The sequence below is a fragment of the Pseudomonas protegens CHA0 genome (assembly GCF_000397205.1).
Taxonomy (GTDB): Bacteria; Pseudomonadota; Gammaproteobacteria; order Pseudomonadales; family Pseudomonadaceae; genus Aquipseudomonas; species Aquipseudomonas protegens.
This window is the reverse complement of sequence record NC_021237.1, coordinates 3,969,361-3,988,463: the sequence shown is the minus strand read 5'-3', so window position 1 is coordinate 3,988,463 and position 19,103 is coordinate 3,969,361. Positions and strand designations below refer to the sequence as shown.

The 19,103-nt window shown below is 62.5% G+C and carries 15 protein-coding genes; 4 read left to right on the top strand and 11 right to left on the bottom strand.

Annotated features, from left to right (window positions below; all coding sequences use genetic code 11):
* Positions 1-2: 2 nt before the first annotated feature.
* Positions 3-1,415: an aspartate aminotransferase family protein gene (locus tag PFLCHA0_RS17760; RefSeq protein WP_011061801.1), complete on the top strand. Its 1,413-nt coding sequence runs from the start codon at positions 3-5 to the stop codon at positions 1,413-1,415.
* A 139-nt stretch (positions 1,416-1,554) separates the two neighbouring features.
* On the opposite strand, the gene PFLCHA0_RS17755 is transcribed toward PFLCHA0_RS17760, so the two are convergent.
* From PFLCHA0_RS17755 to PFLCHA0_RS17725, 7 genes are all read right to left on the bottom strand, one after another.
* On the bottom strand, positions 1,555-5,559 hold the full coding sequence (locus tag PFLCHA0_RS17755) for a putative Ig domain-containing protein (RefSeq protein WP_230493563.1): 4,005 nt from the start codon (positions 5,557-5,559) through the stop codon (positions 1,555-1,557).
* A 290-nt stretch (positions 5,560-5,849) separates the two neighbouring features.
* The gene (locus tag PFLCHA0_RS17750) at positions 5,850-6,398 is read right to left on the bottom strand and encodes a GNAT family N-acetyltransferase (RefSeq protein ID WP_015635981.1); all 549 of its coding nucleotides are present in this window, start codon (positions 6,396-6,398) and stop codon (positions 5,850-5,852) included.
* Complete coding sequence (locus tag PFLCHA0_RS17745) at positions 6,392-6,943, bottom strand: phage tail protein (protein WP_015635980.1); 552 nt, start codon at positions 6,941-6,943, stop codon at positions 6,392-6,394. The genes PFLCHA0_RS17750 and PFLCHA0_RS17745 overlap by 7 nt, the downstream gene beginning before the upstream one ends.
* Before the next feature lie 27 nt (positions 6,944-6,970).
* Positions 6,971-7,555 carry a phage tail protein gene (locus PFLCHA0_RS17740; RefSeq protein WP_015635979.1) on the bottom strand — a complete coding sequence of 195 codons (585 nt, stop codon included), beginning with the start codon at positions 7,553-7,555 and terminating at the stop codon, positions 6,971-6,973.
* A 36-nt stretch (positions 7,556-7,591) separates the two neighbouring features.
* Positions 7,592-8,134 carry a phage tail protein gene (locus PFLCHA0_RS17735; protein WP_015635978.1) on the bottom strand — a complete coding sequence of 181 codons (543 nt, stop codon included), beginning with the start codon at positions 8,132-8,134 and terminating at the stop codon, positions 7,592-7,594.
* Between the two features lie 724 nt (positions 8,135-8,858).
* Positions 8,859-9,992: a branched-chain amino acid ABC transporter substrate-binding protein gene (locus PFLCHA0_RS17730; RefSeq protein ID WP_011061795.1), complete on the bottom strand. Its 1,134-nt coding sequence runs from the start codon at positions 9,990-9,992 to the stop codon at positions 8,859-8,861.
* A gap of 130 nt (positions 9,993-10,122) precedes the next feature.
* Positions 10,123-11,376, bottom strand: coding sequence for a methionine gamma-lyase (locus tag PFLCHA0_RS17725; RefSeq protein ID WP_015635977.1), 1,254 nt, complete (start codon positions 11,374-11,376; stop codon positions 10,123-10,125).
* A 124-nt stretch (positions 11,377-11,500) separates the two neighbouring features.
* Here PFLCHA0_RS17725 and PFLCHA0_RS17720 point away from each other — a divergent pair, with 124 nt between their 5' ends.
* Entirely contained in the window at positions 11,501-11,971 is a 471-nt protein-coding gene (locus tag PFLCHA0_RS17720) for an Lrp/AsnC family transcriptional regulator (protein WP_011061793.1), read from the top strand.
* 87 nt (positions 11,972-12,058) lie between these two features.
* Here PFLCHA0_RS17720 and PFLCHA0_RS17715 read toward each other — a convergent pair whose 3' ends face one another.
* From PFLCHA0_RS17715 to PFLCHA0_RS17700, 4 genes are all read right to left on the bottom strand, one after another.
* Positions 12,059-12,568: a flavin reductase family protein gene (locus tag PFLCHA0_RS17715; RefSeq protein WP_011061792.1), complete on the bottom strand. Its 510-nt coding sequence runs from the start codon at positions 12,566-12,568 to the stop codon at positions 12,059-12,061.
* Between the two features lie 106 nt (positions 12,569-12,674).
* The gene (locus PFLCHA0_RS17710) at positions 12,675-13,709 is read right to left on the bottom strand and encodes a methionine synthase (RefSeq protein ID WP_172621748.1); all 1,035 of its coding nucleotides are present in this window, start codon (positions 13,707-13,709) and stop codon (positions 12,675-12,677) included.
* Between the two features lie 27 nt (positions 13,710-13,736).
* Positions 13,737-14,720 carry a DUF1852 domain-containing protein gene (locus PFLCHA0_RS17705; protein WP_015635975.1) on the bottom strand — a complete coding sequence of 328 codons (984 nt, stop codon included), beginning with the start codon at positions 14,718-14,720 and terminating at the stop codon, positions 13,737-13,739.
* Positions 14,721-15,073: 353 nt separating this feature from the next.
* Positions 15,074-15,988, bottom strand: coding sequence for a LysR family transcriptional regulator (locus PFLCHA0_RS17700; protein WP_011061789.1), 915 nt, complete (start codon positions 15,986-15,988; stop codon positions 15,074-15,076).
* Between the two features lie 106 nt (positions 15,989-16,094).
* On the opposite strand from PFLCHA0_RS17700, the gene PFLCHA0_RS17695 reads away from it, so the two are divergent.
* Positions 16,095-17,834: an amidohydrolase gene (locus PFLCHA0_RS17695; RefSeq protein ID WP_015635974.1), complete on the top strand. Its 1,740-nt coding sequence runs from the start codon at positions 16,095-16,097 to the stop codon at positions 17,832-17,834.
* 202 nt (positions 17,835-18,036) lie between these two features.
* The gene (locus tag PFLCHA0_RS17690; protein WP_015635973.1) at positions 18,037-19,092 is read left to right on the top strand and encodes a sugar phosphate isomerase/epimerase family protein; all 1,056 of its coding nucleotides are present in this window, start codon (positions 18,037-18,039) and stop codon (positions 19,090-19,092) included.
* Positions 19,093-19,103 lie beyond the last annotated feature (11 nt).

The following is a 19,103-nucleotide window of genomic DNA, read 5'->3' as shown; positions in this document are numbered from 1 at the left end:
CCATGAGCACCTCCAACCAACAGCCGCAGCCGGCCGCGCCCCGCAGTACCCAGGATTACCAGGCCGCCGACGCCGCGCACCATATCCATGCCTTCCTCGACCAGAAGGCGCTGAACGCCGAGGGCCCGCGGGTGATCGTCCGTGGTGAGGGCCTGCACCTGTGGGACAACGACGGCAAGCGCTACCTGGACGGCATGTCCGGCCTGTGGTGCACCAACCTGGGCTATGGCCGCAAGGACCTGGCCGCTGCCGCCAGCGCCCAGCTGGAGCAATTGCCGTACTACAACATGTTCTTCCACACCACCCACCCGGCGGTGGTGGAGCTGTCCGAGTTGCTGTTCAGCCTGCTGCCCGGGCACTACAGCCACGCCATCTACACCAACTCCGGTTCCGAGGCCAACGAGGTGCTGATCCGCAGCGTGCGCCGCTACTGGCAGATCCTCGGCCAGCCGCAGAAGAAGGTGATGATCGGCCGCTGGAATGGCTACCACGGCTCGACCCTGGCAGCCACGGCCCTGGGCGGAATGAAGTTCATGCATGACATGGGCGGGTTGATCCCGGACGTGGCGCATATCGACGAGCCTTACTGGTTCGCCCACGAAGGCAACCTGACACCCGCCGAGTTCGGCTTGCGCTGCGCCCGCCAGCTGGAGGAGAAGATCCTCGAATTGGGGGCCGAGAACGTCGCCGGTTTCATCGCCGAGCCGTTCCAGGGCGCGGGCGGCATGATCTTCCCGCCGGAAAGCTACTGGCCGCAAATCCAGCGCATCTGCCGCCAGTACGACGTGCTGCTGTGCGCCGACGAAGTGATCGGTGGTTTCGGCCGCACCGGCGAATGGTTCGCCCACCAGCATTTCGGTTTCGAGCCCGACACCCTGTCCATCGCCAAGGGCCTGACCTCCGGCTACATCCCCATGGGCGGGCTGGTGCTGAGCAAGCGCATTGCCCAGGTACTGGTGGAGCAGGGCGGGGTGTTCGCCCACGGCCTGACCTATTCCGGGCACCCGGTGGCAGCGGCCGTAGCCATCGCCAACCTCAAGGCCCTGCGCGATGAAGGGGTGGTGAGCCAGGTCAAGAACGATACCGGCCCCTACCTGCAGCAGTGCCTGAGGGAAGTGTTCGGCAACCACCCGCTGATCGGCGAGATCCAGGGCACCGGGCTGGTGGCGGCGTTGCAGTTCGCCGAGGACAAGGCCAGCCGCAAGCGTTTCGCCAACGAGAACGACATCGCCTGGCGCTGCCGCACCCTGGGCTTCGAAGAGGGGGTGATCATTCGCTCGACCTTCGGGCGGATGATCATGGCCCCGGCCCTGGTGGCCAGCCGTGGCGACATTGACGAGCTGGTGGACAAGACCCGCCGCGCAGTGGAACGCACCGCCGGGGAAATCGAGGCCGGTACCCTGCCGAGCAGCTAAGCGCGACACAGACCCGCCCCCCTTGAGTGGCATCACCCGCCGCAGCCTGGCTGCGGCGGTTTTTTTTGCCTGTCACTCGGCAGGGGAAGCATTTCCTTCTGCATGCCCCGGTGATGGGGCGTTAGCCTGTGGTCAGCCTCTAGAACTTCCCGTTCAAACCGATGCGCAGGCTGTCGTTGCGTTCATCCGAACCCAGCGCGGTCTTATAGGAGAAGCCCATTTGCCAGGCACGCCCGAGGTTGAAGTCAACACCCATGTCCAGGCTGGCGAAGTCGCGGTCCAGGGCGTCGGGCTTGAGCCGGTAGAGCTGGCCTTCATCGCCCTGGTCGGTATAGCGCATCTTGTAGTCGCTGCTGCTACTGAAGTTGTGACCCCAGGCCAGGCCGACCTTGGGGGTGACCACGCCGACCCGGGTCATCAGGTCGTAACCGGTGCGCAGGCCCAGGTAGGAAGTGAAGTTCTGCTGGTTTTGCTCGTCATAGGAAAGCCCGTAGATGCCTCCGCCTTTTTCACTGAAGGCGTCCAGGCGTGTGACGCTGGCGTTCAAGCGGCTGTAGGGGGTCAGCGACAGTGGCCCCTGGCGGTACTCGTAGCTGGCGGTCAGCGAGGCGAACAACTGGTCGGCATCGCGCGAGCCTCGGGCATAGTCGTCGTTGCTGCCCGTGATGTAGCGACGCGAGTCGAAGCTGATGCGGTTGTAGCCCAGCAGGCCGTCGACAAACACCTGGGGCGCCAGGTTCAGGCTCAGGTAGGTGGCGATGCCGATGGCGTCCGCATCGCTGCGGGTCTTGTTGCTGCCGATCTCGCTGCGGTCGTTGCCGTAGCCGATCCCGACCCCGGCGATCAGCGTGGGCGACAGCCGATAGTCGACGCCGGCGCTCAGGCCCAGGGTGGTGAAACTGTTGCCCTGGGCGCCACGGGCGTGGGTCGAGCCGGTGTTGACGAAACCGTCGCTCCAGAACGCCAGGTCATCCTGCTTGCAGTTGTCCTGCGCGGCAGCGGCGGCCTCGCGTTTTTCCTGCTCGGTCTGGTTGGCCGAATCTCCCAGTTGTTCCTTGATCACCTTGGCGACCTCGCCCAGCGGTACGTTGCTGCCGTCCTTGCGCAAACTGGCGTTGAACGAATTGCGGTCGCAGCGCATCTGGTGCAACTGCTCCATACGCTGGTTGAAGTTGTCCATCTGGGTACTGGCAAAGCGTTCCGCGGCGCGGGTCTGGGCGTTGAGCAGGCCGATGACCTCGGCGTCCCTGGTCGGGTCCGCACGGGTCTGGATGATGAAGCTCATGGTGCTGGAGGCGCTGGAGCCGCTGAGGTTGTGCAGGCCGAAGCTGACGACCGCCGTACCGGCGAAGGCCGCCGATGGCACGAAGCGCATCGAGAAGGGGCCCATCATCATCGCCCGGCCGGCCGAGGCCGGGGTCACCGTGCCCAGGGTGGCGTGGGTGAACGGGCCGCCGGTGGCGCCCTGGGTCAGGTCGACGGTGGCCGACTGGCCCGCTGCGAGGATCTGGCTGGAGGCGGGCACGGTGATCGCCACGGCAGCGATGGTGATCGAATAGGCCTGTGAGCCCGTGGCACCGTTGGCATCGGTGGCGGTGATGACCAGGTTGCTGCTGCCGCTGGTAGTCGGCGTACCGCTGATCAGGCCGCTGGCGGTGTTCAGGCTCAGGCCCGCCGGCAGGCTACCGCTGGTGATGCTGTAGCTGTAGGGAACGGTGCCACCGGTGGCGCTGAGAGTTGCGCTGTAGGGGCTGCCTGCCGTGCCGGCCCCCAGGGACGCCGGGGTCAGTACCAGGCTGGGCGCGCTGACGGTGATGGTCACCGTGGCCGGGCTGGAAGTGCCGCTGGCGTTGGTGGCGGTGTAGGTGAAGCTGTCAGCGCCGGAGAAACCGGCGGTGGGAGTGTAACTGATGCTGGTGCCGCTGGCCGTGGCAGTACCGTGGCTGGCGGCGCTGGCCACGGCGACGCTGGTGGCGGCGCCGCCACTGAGGCTCAGAGGGATCGGGTTGGCGCTGCTGTTGGCCGCGACCGTGGCGCTGACGGCGCTGGCAACCGGTGCCTGAATATTGATGGTGATCGAGTAGGCCTGGGACCCGGTGGCGCCGTTGGTATCGGTGGCGGTGATGGTCAGGTTGAAGGTGCCAGCGGCGCTTGGTATGCCGCTGATCGCACCGGTGCCGGTGTTCAGGCTGAGGCCGGTCGGCAGGCTGCCGGATGTGATGCTGTAGCTGTAGGGCACAGTGCCGCCGGTGGCGCTGAGGGTTGAGCTATAGGGCGTGCCGGCAGTGCCGTTGCTCAGGGAGCCGGGGCTCAGGGTGATGCTCGGGGCACTGACGGTAATGCTCACCGTGGCCGGGCTGGAAGTGCCGCTGGCGTTGGTGGCGGTGTAGGTGAAACTGTCGGCGCCGGAGAAACCGGCGGCGGGGGTGTAGCTGATGCTGGTGCCGCTGGCCGTGGCAGTCCCATGGCTGGCGGCGCTGGCCACGGCGACGCTGGTGGCGGCGCCGCCACTGAGGCTCAGAGGGATCGGGTTGGCGCTGCTGTTGGCCGCGACCGTGGCGCTGCCGGCGCTGGCAACCGGTGCCTGAATATTGATGGTGATCGAGTAGGCCTGGGACCCGGTGGCGCCGTTGGTATCGGTGGCGGTGATGGTCAGGTTGGAGGTGCCAGCGGCGCTCGGTATGCCGCTGATCGCACCGGTGCCGGTGTTCAGGCTGAGGCCGGTCGGCAGGCTGCCGGATGTGATGCTGTAGCTGTAGGGCACAGCGCCGCCGGTGGCGTTGAGGGTTGCGCTATAGGGCGTGCCGGCGGTGCCGTTGCTCAGGGAGCCGGGGCTCAGGGTGATGCTCGGGGCACCGACGGTGATGCTCACCGTGGCCGGGCTGGAAGTGCCGCTGGCGTTGGTGGCGGTGTAGGTGAAACTGTCGGCACCGGAGAAACCGGCGGCAGGCGTGTAGCTGATGCTGGTGCCGCTGGCCGTGGCGCTGCCATGGCTGGGGGCGCTGGCCACGGCGACGCTGGTGGCGGCACCACCGGTGATGTTCAAGGGAATCGTGTTGGCGCTGCTGTTGGCCGCGACCGTGGTGCTCAGTGCGTTGGCAACTGGTGGCAGGCCGTTGATCAACAAGGTGTAGGCGCGAGAGCCGGTGGCGCTGTAGGCGTCGGTGGCGGTGATGGTCAGGTTGAAGGCACCACCGGCAGTGGGGGTGCCGCTGAGTGTACCGGTGCTGGTGTTCAGGCTCATGCCGGCCGGCAGGCTGCCGGCAGTGATCGCGTAGCTGTAGGGGGCGGTGCCCGCGGAGGTGCTCAGGGTCTGGCTGTAGGCCGTGCTTTGAGTGCCGTTGGGCAGAGTCGTCGGTGTTATCGCCAGGGTGGGCGGGGTGACGGTGATGGTCACCGTAGCCGGGCTGGAAGTGCCGCTGGCGTTGGTGGCGGTATAGGTGAAGCTGTCGGTGCCGGAGAAACCGGCGGTGGGGGTGTAGCTGATGCTGGTGCCGCTGGCGGTGGCAGTCCCATGGCTGGCGGCGCTGGCCACGGCGACGCTGGTGGCGGCGCCGCCACTGAGGCTCAGAGTGATCGAGTTGGCGCTGCTGTTGGCGGCCACCGTGGCGCTGACCGGGCCGACTGTGGGGGCGGGCACGGCGTAGGTATAGCCATTGGTCAGGGTCGCGCTGCCGCCAGGGGTGATGATCGTTACGTTCACTGCGCCCGCGGCATGAGCCGGTGTGGTGGCCGTGATGGTCGTGGCGTTGTTTACGGTATAACTGGGGGCCGCCGTGCCGCCGAAGCTGACCGAGGTGGCGCCGGTAAAATTGCTGCCGGTGAGGGTGACGGCGGTGGCGCCAGCGGTGCTGCCGGAGTTGGGGGCAACCGAGGTCAGGGTCGGGGTCGCCGCGCCGGTAACCTCCAGGGTATAGGTGGCGACCCCGGCCTGGTTTCTGCCGTCATTCAGGGAAATGTTGAAGGTGTAGTTGCCGGCGATGGTAGGTGCACCATGCAGCGTGGTGGTCGGACTGTTGGGTGAGGCATCGAGGATCAGCCCCGGTGGCAGGCAGGGGGCCGTATCGTCTGGATCGTCGATATCACACTGGTACCACTTATCCAGGGGCATTTCACCGCCGCTGGAAAGGATCTGGATACTCATCGACTGGCCCACCGTGACCGATGGCAGCGTGGTGCCCGTCCCCGGACTTGTGATCACGGGGGGCGGCAGCAGCGCCATGGCGGCCGTTGGCAGGCTCAAAAGCAGAAAAAGCAGGACCAGCGAACGTGCCAGCGAACCGTGGAAACTACTGCGCGATGTTTTCATAAAGGCTCCCTGCCATTTGCGATCAGCTTTGTCGCGGCCGCATCCAGCGTTAAATGAGTCAAGGTCAAAGGGTAAAATTCAGGTCGCCGTTCCGCGAGACCTGCCTACAGCCGTCATCCGGGCTTTCAGGGGTTGTCCAGCTCCTCCCGAGGCAATTGCCGTGCCGGGCGCCGCATTTGCACATACAGGCCGTTTTCGTCACCGGCCAGAAACCCTAGGCGCTGGTACAGGCCCTGGGCCCGGCTGCCGAGTTCGACGCTCAGGCTACAAGAGTGGCCCTGGGTATCGGCTTCGGTCAGGATTTCCCGCAGCAATGCGCTGCCCAGGCCCAGGCCCTGGCAGTGAGGCAGCAGGGCGATATCGACGACGCGCAGGTCAGTGGCTTGCCGATGCAGGCACAGGCGGCCGATTGCTTCGCCGGCCTGTTCGATGATCAGCCACTGTGCCCCCGGGTAGTGCCGCTCATAGTGCTGGCGTTGCAGCTCGGCTTGGCTGTGCAGGAATGCGTGGCGCTGGGCGTCGCTCCAGCCGGGTACGGCACGGACCTCGGCCCAGCGGCGAGACACGAACAACTCCCGCAGGAAGGCCTGGTCGGTGGTGTTCTGCAGGCGCAGAGCGCCACCGACCGGCAGCACCGCTTGCAGGAGGGGGGCGCAGGCTGGGCTTATCACCACCTTTGTGGATACTCGCCGTTCAGGCAGATGCAATAGCGCAGCGTCAGAAAGGGTTGCATCGCATAACGCTGCGACTCGGCCTTGGCGGTGTCCATCCCGGCAGGGGCCACCGTATCGGGGTGCAGGCTGGGCCCGCCAGTGGCCTGCACTCTGGCGTTGTACAAGCGAATCCCCCGTGGTTGTGCCAGGTAGGCCGTGTTATCGGCTAGGTCCAGGGCCATGGCGTTGTCGCTACCATCCTGGGCCAATACCTGATGGGTGTGGGGGGCGAAGTTTTCCGGTTTCAAGATGGTCTTATCGCCGCCCAGTTTCTGGCCCAGGGTGCGCATGCTCAGGGTGGGGGCCTGACCCTCACCTATGGCGACGCGGCCGCGGAGATCGGGCAGATTGAAGTTGATCCCGTTACTGCCACCATAAATGTTGGCGATCACTGAATAGAGCGCTTGATACTCATTCACGAGCAACAGTCGACCGTCGCAGACGGCCCAGTCCACAGGGGCGAAGTTGAAGGGAAAAAGCCGAATTTCACCAGTAAAAGCATCCATGGTCGATCGCTCCTGAAAAAAGAGGGACTAGGGCTTCGATGGGTAGAGGCCCGTCATGCAGATGATGTAGTTGATCACCAGGGACCCCATCATGTTGCTGTGGGGGGCGACCGATTTATTGGCCACGCCCAGGGCCGGGCTGAGAAAACTCGGGTTCAAGCTGACCATTGTGGAATTGTTGGTTCCCTTGCTGTAAAGCCCGGTGACGCTGTCTGTCGGGCTTACCCGCTTGAACTTGCCGAAACTCAGGCTATTGATCGGTGGGGTGATGGCAACCGGCACGGCGGATGCCGCCTCGTTGGCACTGACCTGGAATCCATGAATATGCGGTGGCGTGTTCTCTGCTGTGAGAGTGATCTGCTCGACGCCCGCCCTCTCGGCCAGGGACCAGCTAGACAAGCCCGGTCCGCTGCCCTGACCGACAGGGGTTCTGCCGCGGTAGTCCGGGAGCTTGAAGGTGTTCCGGCCATCGCCGCCATAGGTACTGCCGATCAAGCTGAACAGGGCGTCGTTGCCCTTGACCGGCAACTCGGTGCCATTGCACAAGGCCCAGCCCTTGGGGGCGAAGTTGCCGGCAAACATACGGATCTCTCCGAGGTATGCATCAGACATATTGCTTTCCTTAGTCGTTAGGCTGTGGGCGTTTGCTTACCGAGGTGGGTAGGTACCAGTGATGGCAATGCAGAAGTTGCCGCCGATCGACGGCTGGATGTTCAACATCGGAAGGCCGGGAGGGCTCACCACCGTGGTGATGTTGAGCGTCACGTGACTTGTATCGCCGAAGGCTACATAGGTGGATCTCGAGACAGCGCCTTTGGAGTTCGAACTGATGGCGGGAATATTGCCCGCCGGCCCGGCGACACCTGCTGCGGTTGAGACGTTGGCGATATGGCTGTGGGTTGCCAGGTTGCTGGCATTCAGCGCGACCAGTTCGGTTCCGTCCATGCTGGCCAGCTCCCGCAGATCCAGCAAAGGGGCGGTCGAAGCACCGAGATTCTCCCCCAGTGCTGCCCGGCCTCGCAGGTCCGGCAGGCCGAAGGTGGTTCGGCCGTCGCCGCCGTAACGGTTGCCGAGCAGTGTTGCCAGCGCCATGTAGTCGTTTACCGCCAGCACCTGGCCCTGACACAAAAGCCAGCCTTGTGGGGCCCAGGCCCAAGGGAACAGACGAATCTCGCCGAGAAAGGGTTCCATGTTCTTCGCTCCTTGAAAAAAGGCCTGGCAGAAGTACTTTCCGCAGCTGGCAATTTGATGTTGCGCACGATATACAAAATCGAATTTAGTTAGCAAACAGTATTTCTATCCATGAAAAAAGAGGAACTACTTCCCGGTGTTAGTGGGTTTGCGGCTTATCTTTTTTTACTTGGTCGGTAACATTAAGTTCATCTTGATCGGTAACATTCGATGCGCGTCACAGTCTTGTGCTTTAACGTTTTAGTTGCTGCATAAGCGCAGCGCGGTAAGCCTCATGCCTAGCGGCTTGGCACTAAAGATACAGGCCTTGAGGCATATCGAATGCTGGCTTGCGGCGGGTGGGCGGGGGTTATTGCGCTGCTCGCGAAAGTCCTCTAGTTCGGGCTTTTCAGGCCCTTTCATCACGATCTCTAGTTGAGCGGAAGACGGCAGTCAAAAGTTCAGAAGAAAACAAGGCAGGCTAACGATCTTCCTGGGCGGGAAGCATGGGCCGCTTCCACGGGGAGGGTTCTGGAGTATAAGCAGAGGCTTTGGAAAGTGTTACCCGAAGCGGTCCTTGTTGTTACCTGTTCTTTAAGTTGTTCCCAACTAGAATACTCGGGAATTAGTGCTTTAAGTCTGGCTTGAAAGGCGTTGTTCAAGCGTTGGGCAGAGCTTCTTTCAGGCCTTGCACCTGAAACGGGTAGGGCGCCGCTGCCCTGGCAGGCGGCACCCGGTGCCCGGCTTAGAGCCCGGCGTTTTCCGCCGCTACGCTTTTCGGCTTGCCGTAGTGCCACTCATAGACCACGAACTTGAAGTCCTTGAGATCGCCTTTCTCGTCGAAGCTCAGGTCGCCGGTAGGGGTCTTGAAGGTGCCCTTGTGGATCGCCTCGGCGACTTTTTCCGGGTCTTCGCTCTTGGCTGCGGCGATGCCTCCGGCAATCACTTCCACGGCCGAGTAGGACGGCAGCACGAACGGGCCGCTGGGGTTTTCCTTCTTGGCTTCGAAGGCCTCCACCAGGGCCTTGTTGGCCGGGTCCTGGTCGAAGGACTTGGGCAGGGTCACCAGCATGCCTTCGGAAGCGTCCTTGGCGATCTGCGAGATCGAGTCGTTGCCCACGCCTTCAGGCCCCATGAAGCGTGCGGTCAGGCCCTTTTCCTTGGCCTGGCGCAACAGCAGGCCCATTTCCGGGTGGTAGCCGCCGAAGTAGACGAAATCCACATTGGCCTGCTTGAGCTTGGCCAGGATCGAGGAGTAGTCGCGTTCGCCGACGTTGATGCCTTCGAACATCGCCACCTTGATGCCTTCCTTGCCGAGGATGTCCTTGACCGAGCTGGCAATGCCTTCGCCGTACTGTTGCTTGTCGTGCAGCACCGCCACATTGGTCGGCTTGAGCTGGGCGATGTAGCGTGCCGCCGCCGGGCCCTGGGCGTTGTCCAGGCCGATGGTGCGGAACACCATCTTGTAGCCACGGGCGGTCAGCTCTGGGCTGGTGGCGGCCGGGGTGATCATCACGATGCCTTCGTCTTCGTAGATGTCCGACGCGGGCTGGGTGGAGCTGGAGCACAGGTGTCCGACCACGAACTTGACGCCGTCGTTGACCACCTTGTTGGCCACGGCGACCGCTTGCTTGGGGTCGCAGGCATCGTCGTATTCCACGGCCACCAGTTGCTTGCCGTCGACGCCACCCTTGGCGTTGATCTGCTCGATGGCCATGCGCGCGCCGCTGAACTGCATGTCACCGTATTGCGCCACCGGGCCGGTCTTGGCCCCGGCGATGCCGATCCGGATGCTGTCGGCTGCCATGGAATGGCAGGCCAGGCCGGCAAGGATCATGGCGCTGAGCAGTTGGGTGGCTTTGTTATTGATACGACTCATGGGTTGTTCCACTCCTGTGGGTTACGGTTCTAAGGGTGTTGCGGGTGTTGCGGGTGTTGCCTGGACTGCCGGCGCCCGGGCGCCGGCAGGGTGTTGTAGTCGGCTTTGCCGCCAGATGTGCTGATCCTGCTCAAGGCAGGGCCTTGCCGATCCGGCCCACGGCCTCCAGGGTGGGGCGCGCGGGTTCGGCGCTGGCGTCCAGGGCCTGGGCGATGTCGGCCAGCAGGTCGGCGATGTCTTCCAGCCCCACCGACAGCCGTACCAGGCCCTCGGCGATGCCGTGTTCGGCCCGTTCCTCCTGGGTGTAGGTGGAATGGGTCATGCTCGCCGGGTGCTGGGCCAGGGATTCGGCATCCCCCAGGCTGACCGCGCGGCTGAACAGCCCCAGGGCGTTCATGAAGCGTCGCCCGCTGGCCAGCCCGCCCTTGAGTTCGAAGGCGATCATGCCGCCGGGCAGCTTCATCTGTCTTGCGGCCAGGGCGTGTTGGGCAAAGGATGCCAGCCCCGGGTAGGCGACCCAGGCCACGGCGGGGTGGTCCTGGAGGAACTGGGCGACGGCCTGGGCGTTGGCGCAATGGCGATCCATGCGCAGGGCCAGGGTCTTGAGGCCGCGCATCAGGAGAAAAGCGTCCTGGGGCGAGAGCACCGCGCCGGTCAGGTCCTTCAGGCCCTGCAGGCGGATGCGTTCGGCCAGGGCCTGGCCGGTGACCACGATGCCGGCGGTGATGTCGCCATGGCCGCTGAGGTACTTGGTGGCCGAGTGCAGCACCAGGTCGGCGCCCAGTTCCAGCGGGCGCTGCAGGTAAGGTGTGCAGTAGGTGTTGTCCACCGCCACGAGCAGGCCGGGATGCTGGCGGGCCACCTGGGCCACGGCGGCGATGTCCACCAGTTGCATGTTGGGGTTGGCCGGGGTTTCGAAATAGATCATCCGCGTGGCCGGGCCGATGGCCGCCCGTAGCTCGCCCAGGTCGGTCAGGTCGACATGGCGTACCTTGACGCCGAATTCGCCAAGGCCGTGGTGTAGCAGGGCAAAGGTGCAACCGTACAAAGTCTGGCCGACGATGACCTCGTCGCCCGGGCGCAGCAGGGTCCACAAGGTCGCGGCAATCGCCCCCATGCCGGAGCCGAACGCCACGGCCGCTTCGCCGTTTTCCAGGGCGGCCATGCGCGCTTCCAGCAACGCCAGGGTCGGGTTGCCGATGCGGGTATAGAAGTAGCCGGGTTCTTCACCGGCAAAACAGCCGGCGCCATATTCGGCGGTGGCGAAGGTGAAGGTGGAGGTCAGGTAGATCGGCGGGATCAGCGCGCCCTGATGCTCCTGGGGGTTGTAGCCGTGATGGATGGCACGGGTGGAAAAACCAAGGTCACTGTTTTTATTGTTCATGGTGAACGCTCCCGGATTTACTCTAATGCTATGCTCAAATCCGGCGCAATAATTTCCAATATCGGCCCTTTAGAACCGAATAATTGGAATAAATAACCATAAAAATAAGATAAAAAGGTAAGACATGCCCCTCGATCTGGACCGTATCGACAAAGCCCTGCTGATCGCCCTGCAAGACAACGCCCGGCTGACCAATGCCGAGCTGGCGGACAGCGTCGCCTTGACCACCTCGCCGTGCTGGCGCCGGGTGAAGATTCTCGAAGAGAGCGGGGTGATTACCGGTTACCAGGCGATCCTCTCGCCCAAGGCGCTGGGCTATGGGGTCACCGCCTTTGTCAGCGTGATGATGGAATCCCACTCCCAGGACACCGCCCGGGCCTTCGAGCAGAGGCTGCTGGAGATCCCGGAAATCATCGCCTGCCACAACGTCTCCGGGCGCTACGACTTTCTCCTCGAAGTACTGGCCAAGGACCTGGAATCCTTCGGCGAATTCGCCCGTGAAGTGTTGCAGACCCTGCCGGCGGTGAAGGAGATCTATTCGAGCTTTTCCTTCAAGTCGGTCAAGCCGTTGCGGCAGATTCCGGTACAAGAGTGAGCGCAGGCGGGGCGCCAGCGTCCCTGCGATTCACAAGCAACCTTGCTGTCTGAAACAGGCCCTCAGCGAAGGAGTGCCGGCCAGGGTTCACACTGCGCCCGGGGCCGCGAGGTTGCAATATTGACCTTTGAAATACAGCAATGGCTGCGCAGCCGCCGCTTGCTGCAGGTTCAGCGCCTTGACTTCACCGATCACGATCAGGTGGTCACCGGCGACGTGTTCGGCATGAATTTCACAATCGAGCCAGTGCAGGCTGCCGGCAATGATCGGGTTGCCCAGCGGCGATTCCTGCCATTGAACTCCCTGCCACTTGTCCGTGCCTTTGCTTGCGAACTGGTTGGAAATCCTGACCTGCTCGCCTGAGAGGATATTGACCATGAAGCGGCCCGCCTGACGAATCTTGGGGTAGCTGGCCGAGCTGGACATGACGCTGAATGACACCAGCGGCGGGCTCATCGACACGCTATAGAACGACTGGCACGTGAAGCCGAGCGGCTCGCCATCAACCTGCGAGGTAATCACCGTGATGCCGGATGCGTAGTGCCCGAGCGCTTCGCGAAAGCGCATTGGCTCGATAGCCGTACTGGGAAGTGACATGGCGGGTCCTGAATATTGGGTACTGTCCGACAGCGCGCAGAGGGGTGAAGCGGCGGCTTTACAATCCACCGCTTCACCCCTCTGGCACACCACTTGCGGCTTTAGCTCAGCGCAGGTTCGAGAGTTCTCTTCGGATGATTTCTGCGCCGGCACTCAAAGCCTTCAGCTTGCCCCTTGCCACGCCACGGGATAAGGGCGCCATGCCACAGTTGGTGCAGGGATAGAGTTTGTCGGCATCCACGAACTGCAATGCCTTGCGCAGGGTGTCGGCCACTTCCTCGGGTGTTTCAATGGTGTTGGAGGCCACATCAATGGCCCCGACCATCACCTTCTTGCCTCTGATGAGTTCAATGAGATCCATTGGGACATGAGAGTTGTGACATTCCAGCGAGACGATATCGATACTGGATTTCTGCAGCTTGGGGAACGCCTCTTCATATTGCCGCCACTCTGAGCCCAGGGTCTTTTTCCAGTCCGTATTGGCCTTGATGCCATAGCCATAGCAAATGTGCACCGCCGTTTCGCATTTAAGACCTTCAATGGCTCTTTCCAGGGTGGCCACACCCCAGTCATTCACTTCATCGAAGAAGACGTTAAAGGCGGGCTCATCAAACTGGATGATATCCACGCCGGCCGCTTCCAGCTCCCTGGCTTCCTGGTTGAGGATCTTGGCGAATTCCCAGGCCAGTTTTTCGCGGCTTTTGTAATGGCTGTCATAAAGCGTGTCGATCATCGTCATCGGGCCTGGCAGCGCCCACTTTATGGGTTGCTCGGTCTGCTGGCGCAGAAACTTGGCATCTTCCACGAAAACCGGCTTCTGGCGACTGACAGCCCCCACCACCGTGGGGACGCTCGCATCATAGCGATCACGAATCCTGATGGTTTCACGTTTTGCAAAATCAACGCCGCTGAGGTGTTCGATGAACGTCGTGACAAAGTGCTGACGTGTCTGCTCGCCATCACTGACGATATCAATGCCTGCTTGCTGTTGTTCTTGCAGTGACAAGCGCAAGGCGTCCTGCTTGCCTTCAACCAGTTCTTCCTCTTGCAACTTCCAGGGCGACCAGAGTGTTTCAGGTTGTGCAAGCCAGGAAGGTTTAGGCAAGCTGCCGGCAGTTGAAGTGGGTAACAACTTTTTCATCATGGGTGACCTTGTATTTTTGATGAGTCAAAGAGCGTAATTGGCGGACCACTGCTCAAGAATGGTCTGGTATGGCTTGATGAAGTTGTTCTCGACAAACTGCCCTTGCTCAATCGCCAGGCGGCTACGTTCTTCTCGGTCATAGACAATTCGAGTCAATGAATAGTCCTGGTGCTTCAGGCTCGGTTGATAGGATTTGCCTGCTGCAGAGTTGGCATTGTAGATCTCTGGCCGGTAAATCTTCTGGAAGGTGTCCATCGTGCTGATGGTGCTGATCAGTTCCAGGTTGGTGTAATCACTGAGCAAATCGCCGGCAAAGTAGAAAGCCAAAGGCGCAACGCTGTTGGACGGCATGAAGTAACGAACTTTCAACCCCATCTTGTTGAAGTATTCATCTGTTAGAGAATATTCGTCCTGCTGGTATTCAATGCCCAGTACAGGGTGCTGGTTTTCAGTCCGATGGTAGGTCTTGCTGCTCGAAACGCTCAGGCAGATCACCGGTGGCTTGTTGAAGTTTTCCTTGTAAGTGCTGGAGTTGATGAAGTGCTTGAATAGCTTTCCATGCAGCTCTCCGAAGTTTTCCGGAATGCTGAACTTTGGTCGCTCCCTGTTGTGCTCCGGCAACAGCACGCTGAAGTCGTAGTCCCGTACGTAAGAGGAAAAGTTGTTTCCTACAACGCCCTCAAAGCGTTCGTTGGTCTTTCGATCGAAAATATTGGTTTTCAATATTTCAATCAGGGGGATGGCATGGCCACTGCTTCGAGTGTCGATGTCCATCTCCACGGAGATGATTTCAAGCTCGACTGCATAACGATCGCCCTTGGGGTTATCCCAATGCGCCAAGGCATTGAAGCGGTTGTCAATCATCCTCAAGGTATTGCGCAAGTTCTCTTGGCGACTCTTGCCCCTGGCCAGGTTGGCAAAGTTGGTGGTGATGCGCGTATTCTCGGACGGGTGATAATCTTCGTCGAAGCAAATGCTCTTGATGGTGAATGTGAAGTCGTTGTTCATTGTGATCTGGCATCCTGATTTCCGAGATAAGTTCTGAACTTGTTTATTGGCTTTCAGTGCTTTCCAGTTTTGTTCCTGGCTGCTTTTGCTCGGTAGTCTTTATGTTGTCTATTATTGAGGCGCATCTTATGTCGAGCTATTAATTGAGTACTAATGAATTGATTTCACCAGGTCTTTAGTCACATTCATGATGAGATATTCACTCAATCGCAAAAGCCTATTTGCCCCAGTATTCATTGCCCGGCCAAACCACTGGTTGAGGGTGTGCCTGGGCTCTGGCGCAATCCGACCCGTGGTGGCTGCGGCAGCACTCGACGGGGCTGCCAGTGCCAGATGGGCCGGGAGCTGGCCCATCAATGCAATTGCTGCTCGTCCAGGTAGCGGTTCAGGCATTCGATGAACGCCTGGTGCTTGCGGGTCTGGCGCCGGTGGGCGGGGTAGATCACATGGATCCTCGGGCCGAACTGCTCCGGGTCCAGCTGCGCCTCGGGCAGCAGTTGCACCAGCTCGCCGCGACGCAGGTAGGGCGCGGCGCTCCACTGCGGGCACAGTTGCAGGCCCAGCCCGGCCAGTAGGGCACCGAACAGGAAATCGTAATTGTCACTGGCCAGCCGCGGCACCGGCTGGGGCACACGCTGCTGCTCGCCATTCAAGGTGAAGCGCCAGAAATGCGGGTTCAGTGCCGGGTGACGGAAGATCAGCCAGTCATGCTCGGCAAAATGCGCCGGGGTCACCGGCAAGGGCTGGCGCTGCAGATAGCGCGGGCTGGCGCAGAGCAGGATGCGGTTGGCCGTCAGCGGGCGGGCGATCAGGTCCGGCAGCTCCACCGGCCCGTCGCGCACGGCCAGGTCATAGCCGCCACTTTGCAGGTCGACGAATTCGTCGGTGAGCTCCACGTCCAGGCGCATCTGTGGGTACTGCTCAAGAAAGCCGTAGCAGGCGCCATTGAGAAAGGCCGGGGCGAAGGAGGGCGGCGCCACCAGGCGCAGGGTGCCGCACATTTCCTGCTGCAGGCGCTCGATGTCTTCCCCGGCCTGTTGCAGTTGGCGCAATACCTGCCGGGCGCTGGCCAGGTAGATATGCCCGGCCTCGGTGAGGGCGATCCGGCGTGTGGAGCGCTCCAGCAAGCGGGTGCCGAGCTGGCTCTCCAGGTGGCTCACTGCCTTGGTCAGGGCCGAGGTGGTCTTGCCCAGGCACGCGGCGGCGCGGGTGAAGCTGCCCTGATCGACCGTGGTCACGAACATGGTGATGGCGCCCAGCTGGTCCATTGCAGTCTTGCCTCTTTGGAAAGGATGGGTTGCGCGAAGCAGTATTCTTAAGCACCGGTGACTTGGCTAGTCTCTGGCGCATTCTGAGCCAAGGGTGCGAACAACAATGAAAAAGACGCTGAATATCACGCTGGCCTCGGCCCTGGCCCTGGTCTCGCTGCACAGCCAGGCCGCGGTGGACCTGGTGCTGCACAACGCCAAGGTGTTCACCGCCGAGCGGGGCCAGCCCCTGCAACAGGCGGTGGCGGTAGAGCAGGGGCGTATCGTCATGGTCGGCAGCGATGTCCAGGTGCTGGCGCTGAAGGCCCCGGGCACCCAGGTCATCGACCTGCAGGGCAAGGTGCTGATGCCGGGGTTCATCGACAGCCACAGTCATGCCATCTTCGGGGGCCTGAAGCTCAAGGCCGCCGACCTGGAAACCCGGCAGCTGCCCCTGGACGAGCTGGAGCAGCGCCTGCGCGGCTGGCGCGATGACGGCAAGGCGCGGCATGGCGAGATCCTCAGCGTCAGCGGTTTTCCCTCGACCTACTGGAGCCAGGTGGACGCCCTGGAACAGCGCTTCAACCAGGGCGAATGGGCCGATGTACCGATTCTGTTCGTTGGCTGGGACTACCACACCGGCTGGGCCAACCGCGCCATGCTCAAGCGCGGCGGCATAGACGCCGCGCGGGTCAAGGCGCTGCAGGGCGAGGCCCAGGCCACCATCGGCCATCACCCGGACAGCAGCCCCAACGGTTTTGTCGCCGATGCCGGGCTCTCGGCCCTGACCTCGCAACTGCCGCCGCCGAGCTTCGAGCAGTTGCTCGACGCTGGGCGCGCCGCCCGCGACCTCAACCTGAGCCTGGGCATCACCGCGCTGATGGACCCGGCGGCCAACGCCACCCCGGGCGACGCGCTGTTCGCCATGCATCCCACGGCCCAGACCGTCGGTGTGCTGCCGGTGTACAAGGCGCTGGCGCAGAAGGGCGAGCTGACCCTGCGGGTCGCGGCCCTGATGGTGGCCAATCCCAAGAGCCGCCCGGCGGACCTGGAGGTGCTGGAGCAGGTGCGCCAGCAGTTCCTCGGGGTGCCGAACCTGAGCCTGCCGGGGATCAAGATCTTCGCCGACGGTGTCGCCGAGTTTCCGGCGCAGACCGCTTCCCTGCTGACCCCCTACAAGAACTCGAAGAAGGACGGCGAACTGCTGATCGACCCGGCGCATTTCGGCGAGCTGGTCAGCGCCGCCGATGCCCGTGGCTGGCTGGTGCATGTGCATGCCATTGGCGACCGCGCGGTGCGCGAATCCCTCAACGGCATCGAGCAGGCGCGGCGTGATCGCCAGAGTGGGGTGGTGCACTCCATCACCCACTTGCAGATGGTCAACCCCAAGGAGCTCGCCCGCTTCAAGCCACTGGACGTGATCGCCTCCATGCAGCTGTACTGGGCCGCCGCCGATGAGCTGAGCATCGATTTGCTCCAGCCCTACATCAGCGCCATGCAGTTCCAGTTCATGTACCCGGCCCGCTCGCTGCTGAAGAACGGCGCCACCATCGCCGGGGCCAGCGACTGGCCGGTAAGCACCCCGGAACCCTGGAAGGCCATCGCCCAGGCCATCAGCCGCAAGGGGCCCAAGGGCGTGTTGAACAAGGACGAAGGCATCGACCGGGAAACCATGTTCTACGCCTACACCCGCAACGCCGCGCGGGCCATTGGCCTGGAGCAGCAGATCGGCAGCCTGGCCCCGGGCAAGCAGGCCGACCTGATCGTTCTTGACCGCGATGTGTTCCAGGTGCCCCAGGAGCAACTGGCGCAAACCCAGGTGCTCAAGACCTACTTTGCCGGGCGTGAGGTGTATAGCCGGCCGTGATGCTGCATGGATGCCGGCCGGGCCCGCGATCTTCATCGCGGGCTTTTTTTTGCCTTGTCGACCACTGCGACGCCTTCGCTGGCAAGCCAGCACCTACGGGCGAACGGCCTCACGGCCAAACACTTTTCTGCACGGCGATGATTGACGCGGCCAGAGCGTATCCCTATTCTTTGTCGACCGACAAAGAATAGGGAGCAGTTCGATGAAAACCCTCAAGGGGCCCAGCCTGCATCTGGCGCAATTCAGCGCCGAGACGGCGCCGTTCCACAATTTGCCGGCGATTGCCCAATGGGCCGCCGACCTGGGTTTCAAGGCGCTGCAGATCCCTGCCTGGGATGCGCGGTTGTTCGACGTCGCCACGGCGGCCGAGAGCCAGGACTACTGCGATGAACTCAAGGGCCAGCTGGCGCAGAAGGGCCTGCAGATCAGCGAGCTGACCAGCCATATCTTCGGCCAGCTGGTGGCGGTGCACCCGGCCTACGATGCGATGTGCGACAACTTCGCGCCGCCAGCGCTGCGGGGCAATCCGCAAGCCAGAACGGCCTGGGCCATGGAGCAGATGAAGCTGGCGGCCAAGGCTTCGCGACGCCTGGGGCTGAGTGAGCTGGGGACCTTTTCCGGGTCCCTGGCCTGGCCTTATCTGTTTCCCTTTCCCCAGCGCCCCGAAGGCCTGATCGAGACGGCGTTCGACGAGCTGGCGCGGCGCTGGCGGCCGATCCTCGATGCCTGCGACGAGCAGGGGGTCAACCTGTGCTACGAGATCCACCCCAGCGAGGACCTGCACGACGGCACCAGCTTCGAACGCTTCTATGAATTGGTGGACCATCACCCGCGTTGCAACATCCTCTTCGACCCCAGCCACTTCGTGCTGCAACAGCTGGACTACCTGAGTTACCTGGACATCTACCACGAGCGCATCCGCATGTTTCACGTCAAGGATGCCGAGTTCAATCCCAGCGGCCGCCAGGGCATCTACGGCGGCTACAGCGCCTGGGTCGAGCGCGCCGGGCGCTTCCGCTCCCTGGGCGATGGCCAGGTGGACTTCAAGGGGATCTTTTCCAAGCTGGCGCAATACGACTACCCGGGCTGGGCGACCCTGGAGTGGGAGTGCTGCCTCAAGGATCAGGAGGATGGCGCCCGGGAAGGTGTCGAGTTCATCAACCGGCACATGATCCAGGTCACCCAGCGCATCTTCGACGACTTCGCCGGCGCGCAGATCGACCGCCAACAGATCAACGCCATGCTCGGCATTGCCTGACCCTTCAGCGA

Bases quoted from the DNA above. Each gene is read 5' to 3' on its own strand.
- PFLCHA0_RS17690 (WP_015635973.1), top strand. From the start codon at position 18,037: ATGAAAACCCTCAAGGGGCCCAGCCTGCATCTGGCGCAATTCAGCGCC.
- PFLCHA0_RS17755 (WP_230493563.1), bottom strand. From the start codon at position 5,559: ATGAGTATCCAGATCCTTTCCAGCGGCGGTGAAATGCCCCTGGATAAG.
- PFLCHA0_RS17720 (WP_011061793.1), top strand. From the start codon at position 11,501: ATGCCCCTCGATCTGGACCGTATCGACAAAGCCCTGCTGATCGCCCTG.
- PFLCHA0_RS17710 (WP_172621748.1), bottom strand. From the start codon at position 13,709: ATGAAAAAGTTGTTACCCACTTCAACTGCCGGCAGCTTGCCTAAACCT.
- PFLCHA0_RS17745 (WP_015635980.1), bottom strand. From the start codon at position 6,943: ATGGATGCTTTTACTGGTGAAATTCGGCTTTTTCCCTTCAACTTCGCC.
- PFLCHA0_RS17730 (WP_011061795.1), bottom strand. From the start codon at position 9,992: ATGAGTCGTATCAATAACAAAGCCACCCAACTGCTCAGCGCCATGATC.
- PFLCHA0_RS17740 (WP_015635979.1), bottom strand. From the start codon at position 7,555: ATGTCTGATGCATACCTCGGAGAGATCCGTATGTTTGCCGGCAACTTC.
- PFLCHA0_RS17735 (WP_015635978.1), bottom strand. From the start codon at position 8,134: ATGGAACCCTTTCTCGGCGAGATTCGTCTGTTCCCTTGGGCCTGGGCC.
- PFLCHA0_RS17700 (WP_011061789.1), bottom strand. From the start codon at position 15,988: ATGGACCAGCTGGGCGCCATCACCATGTTCGTGACCACGGTCGATCAG.
- PFLCHA0_RS17760 (WP_011061801.1), top strand. From the start codon at position 3: ATGAGCACCTCCAACCAACAGCCGCAGCCGGCCGCGCCCCGCAGTACC.
- PFLCHA0_RS17705 (WP_015635975.1), bottom strand. From the start codon at position 14,720: ATGAACAACGACTTCACATTCACCATCAAGAGCATTTGCTTCGACGAA.
- PFLCHA0_RS17695 (WP_015635974.1), top strand. From the start codon at position 16,095: ATGAAAAAGACGCTGAATATCACGCTGGCCTCGGCCCTGGCCCTGGTC.
- PFLCHA0_RS17725 (WP_015635977.1), bottom strand. From the start codon at position 11,376: ATGAACAATAAAAACAGTGACCTTGGTTTTTCCACCCGTGCCATCCAT.
- PFLCHA0_RS17715 (WP_011061792.1), bottom strand. From the start codon at position 12,568: ATGTCACTTCCCAGTACGGCTATCGAGCCAATGCGCTTTCGCGAAGCG.